Annotated in this window: 3 protein-coding genes; 2 read left to right on the plus strand and 1 reads right to left on the minus strand. The window is 63.4% G+C overall.

Features of this window, described 5'->3' with window-relative positions; all coding sequences use genetic code 11:
* Positions 1 to 358 (minus strand): nitroreductase family protein (locus tag VGD20_RS18495; RefSeq protein WP_331135847.1); only part of this gene is annotated, 358 nt, incomplete at its 3' end.
* A 183-nt stretch (positions 359 to 541) separates the two neighbouring features.
* On the opposite strand from VGD20_RS18495, the gene VGD20_RS18500 reads away from it, so the two are divergent.
* The gene (locus tag VGD20_RS18500; RefSeq protein ID WP_331135848.1) at positions 542 to 2,125 is read left to right on the plus strand and encodes a peptide MFS transporter; all 1,584 of its coding nucleotides are present in this window, start codon (positions 542 to 544) and stop codon (positions 2,123 to 2,125) included.
* A gap of 2 nt (positions 2,126 to 2,127) precedes the next feature.
* Positions 2,128 to 3,410: amidohydrolase (locus VGD20_RS18505; RefSeq protein ID WP_331135849.1), on the plus strand; the 1,283-nt coding region annotated here is incomplete at its 3' end.

Below are 3,410 nucleotides of genomic sequence, written 5' to 3' on the forward strand. Positions count from 1 at the left end.
CCGACATCTGCTGCTCCCAGACCGGGATCTTGCTGCCCTGGACGGGCGTCGAAAGGAGGACGAGCAATGTCGGTGCCTGATGGGCGAACTGGTCGAGCGCTGACAGGTCGAGGCCGGCGGCGCCCGGGTTTTCCCGTACCCATGCCTGTTTCAGCAAGGTCGCGAACGCTTCGCGCCGGTCGTCGGCGATAGTGACGATCCGCCAGGGCGCGAGCTTGCCATGGTCGGGCGTACGCAGCGCGAGCGCGATGATGTCCCTGAGCTGTGCGGTGTCGGGTCCGGGGGCGATCATGTCGCGCGCCTTTCCCGAGCGGCGCGTGGCGAGATGGGCGAGGAGCGAGGAGGTGTCGTTGAACATGATGCGCCATGTGGCGTTTCGCGGGACTTTGCGCAAGTGTTGCGAACCGTTCGCAACAGTTTCTGGCGTGGCGGAAACGGTTTCAGGCGCAATTAGATTCTTCCCATACGCAATTTTGACGCTAGTGTTACGGCCATCTGCCTCGCTTACGGGGCCTATAACCATATCCAGGGAAGGGTCGCCATGACCAAAGCCTATGCCCAGCACGGGGATGCCGCCGGGACGTTTCTCGGCCACCCGAAGGGCCTGTTTGTCCTGTTTTTCGCCGAAATGTGGGAGCGTTTTTCCTATTACGGGATGCGCGCGCTCCTGATTTTCTACCTGACCAAGCACTGGCTGTTCTCGGACGGTGAATCGGGCGTCATCTATGGCGCCTACACGGCGCTCGTCTATATCACCCCGGTGCTCGGCGGCTATCTGGCCGACCGGTGGCTCGGGCAGCGGAAAGCGGTGCTTTACGGCGCCATATTGCTGACGTTCGGGCATTTCCTGATGGGTTTCGAGGGAGCCGGCGGACAGGATGCCGCGAGCCTCAACATCTTCTGGCTCGCGCTCGCCTTCATCATCGTCGGTTCGGGCTTCCTCAAAGCCAATATCTCGGTGATCGTCGGCCAGCTTTATCCGCGCACCGACGTGCGCCGCGACGGTGCCTACACGATCTTTTACATGGGGATTAACCTCGGCGCGGCGCTTGGTTCGCTGCTCTGCGGCTATCTCGGCGAGGTTTACGGCTGGGCCTATGGCTTCGGCGCCGCGGGCTTCGGCATGCTCGCGGGCCTGATCGTCTTCGTCGTCTTCAAGCCGCTGCTGCTCGGGCGCGGCGAGCCCGAAAATCCGGCGCTGCTCGACGAGAAGAAGTTCGGGCTGAAGTTCGAATGGGTGCTTTACCTGGTAGGCCTCGTCGCGGTCGGCATCTGCTGGTGGCTGGTGCAGAACCAGGCGCTGGTCGGAACGCTGCTCGGCGTCGCGGGTGCGATCCTGATCGCCTATGTCATCGGCACCGCGGTGATCAAGCTGCCGTCCGAAGACCGCGACCGCATCTTTGCGGCGATGTTCCTGATCATCGGGTCGATCCTCTTCTGGGCCTTGTTCGAACAGGCAGGCTCGTCGCTCAATCTCTTCACCGACCGCTATGTCGATCGGGCAGGGGTCCCGGCGTCGGTGTTCCAGTCGGTCAACGCGATCTACATCGTCCTGCTTGCGCCGCTGTTCGCGGGACTGTGGACCTGGCTTGGGCGCCGCAACATGGAACCGTCGGCGCCGGTCAAATTCGGCCTCGCGATGCTCCAGCTCGGACTCGGCTTCTTCGTCCTCAAATGGGGCGCCGAAGCGGTGGGCATGGGCAATGCGACGCCGGTTCTCTTCATCTTCCTGATCTACCTCCTCCACACGATGGGCGAGCTTTGCCTGTCGCCGGTGGGGCTCAGCGCGATGAACCGCCTCGCGCCCGCGCACATGGCGAGCCTGATCATGGGCACGTGGTTCTTTGCATCGGCAACCGGCAATTTCGCCGCCGGCCTGATTGCGTCGGCGACGGGGTCCGAAAAGGCAAGCGGCGAGGGTGCGGGCAAGGCGCTGGTGCTCGACGTCTACCAGACGATCGGCCTGTGGGCGGTCGGCTTCGGCGTCCTTGTCATCGTCGTGTCGCCGCTGATCAAGAAGCTGATGCACCTCGACACGCTGCGCGATGCCGATGGGCTTGCCGGACAGAATGAGATTGGTGAGGCGCAGGCCGCCGGCGTCCATCCCGAAGCCAAGGGGGCGTAACAATGATGCGGGGTGTGAAGGGCAGCCTGCTGGCTGCGGTGTCGTTGGCGTTCGCGGGTTGCGCGGCGTCGGGGAGTGAAGCGAAGTCGGCGGGCGACAAGCCCGCCGCCCCGGCCGAAAAGCCGGTCAAGTTCAACAAGGATCCCTATCCGTCGACGTACAAGGGATATCCGACCCGCCTGACGGTGGTGAAGGGGGTCACGATCTTCGACGGCGAGGGCGGGCGGATCGACAACGGGTCGATCGTGATGACGAGCGGCAAGGTCACGGCGGTCGGCGGCCCCGAGATGGAATTGCCCACCGACGCCGATGTCATCGACGGTACCGGCAAATTCCTGACGCCGGGCGTCATCGACATCCACAGCCACCTTGGCGATTATCCCTCACCGAGCGTCGATGCGCACGATGACGGTAACGAGGCGACGTCGCCCACAACCCCCGAAGTCTGGACCGAACATAGCGTCTGGCCGCAGGACCCCGGTTTCAGTCGGGCGCTTGCGAACGGCGGCGTGACCAGCCTGCAGATCCTGCCGGGCAGTGCGAACCTGATGGGCGGCCGGTCGATCACGCTCAAGAACGTACCCTCGCGCACGGTGCAGGGGATGAAGTTCCCGGGTGCGCCCTACGGCCTGAAAATGGCGTGCGGCGAGAATCCCAAGCGCGTTTATGGGAACAAGGGCCGGATGCCCTCGACCCGTATGGGCAATTTTGCAGTGAACCGCGCGACCTGGGCGAAGGCGGCGGCGTACAAGAAGAAGATGGACGACGGGAAAGCCGTCGACCGCGACCTCGCGATGGAGACGCTTGCGGGTGTGCTGTCGGGCGAAATCCTCGTCCACAATCATTGCTACCGCGCCGACGAAATGGCGCTCGTCATCGATATGTCGAAGGAATTCGGTTACAAGGTGTCGACTTTCCACCACGCGGTCGAAAGCTACAAGATCGCTGATATCCTTGCGAAGGAAGGCATCTGCTCGGCGATGTGGGCCGACTGGTGGGGCTTCAAGATGGAGGCCTATGACGGCATCAACGAGAATATTCCGCTCGTCTACAAGGCCGGCGCGTGCACGATCGTCCATTCGGACGATGCGAACCAGATCCAGCGGCTGAACCAAGAAGCTGCGAAAGCGCGCGCCGCGGGGCGCCGCATCGGCATCGACGTCAGCGACGAGCAGACGTGGACCTGGCTGTCGTATAATCCGGCGAAAGCCCTGGGGATCGCCGACCGGACAGGCAGCCTGAAGCCGGGCAAGATGGCCGACGTCGTGCTGTGGAACGGCAATCC

It is taken from the genome of Sphingopyxis sp., from assembly GCF_036402335.1.
In the GTDB taxonomy this organism is placed as follows: domain Bacteria; phylum Pseudomonadota; class Alphaproteobacteria; order Sphingomonadales; family Sphingomonadaceae; genus Sphingopyxis.

What these genes read in the sequence shown, in the direction of transcription:
- VGD20_RS18500 (WP_331135848.1), top strand. Translation starts at nt 542, where the DNA reads ATGACCAAAGCCTATGCCCAGCACGGGGATGCCGCCGGGACGTTTCTC.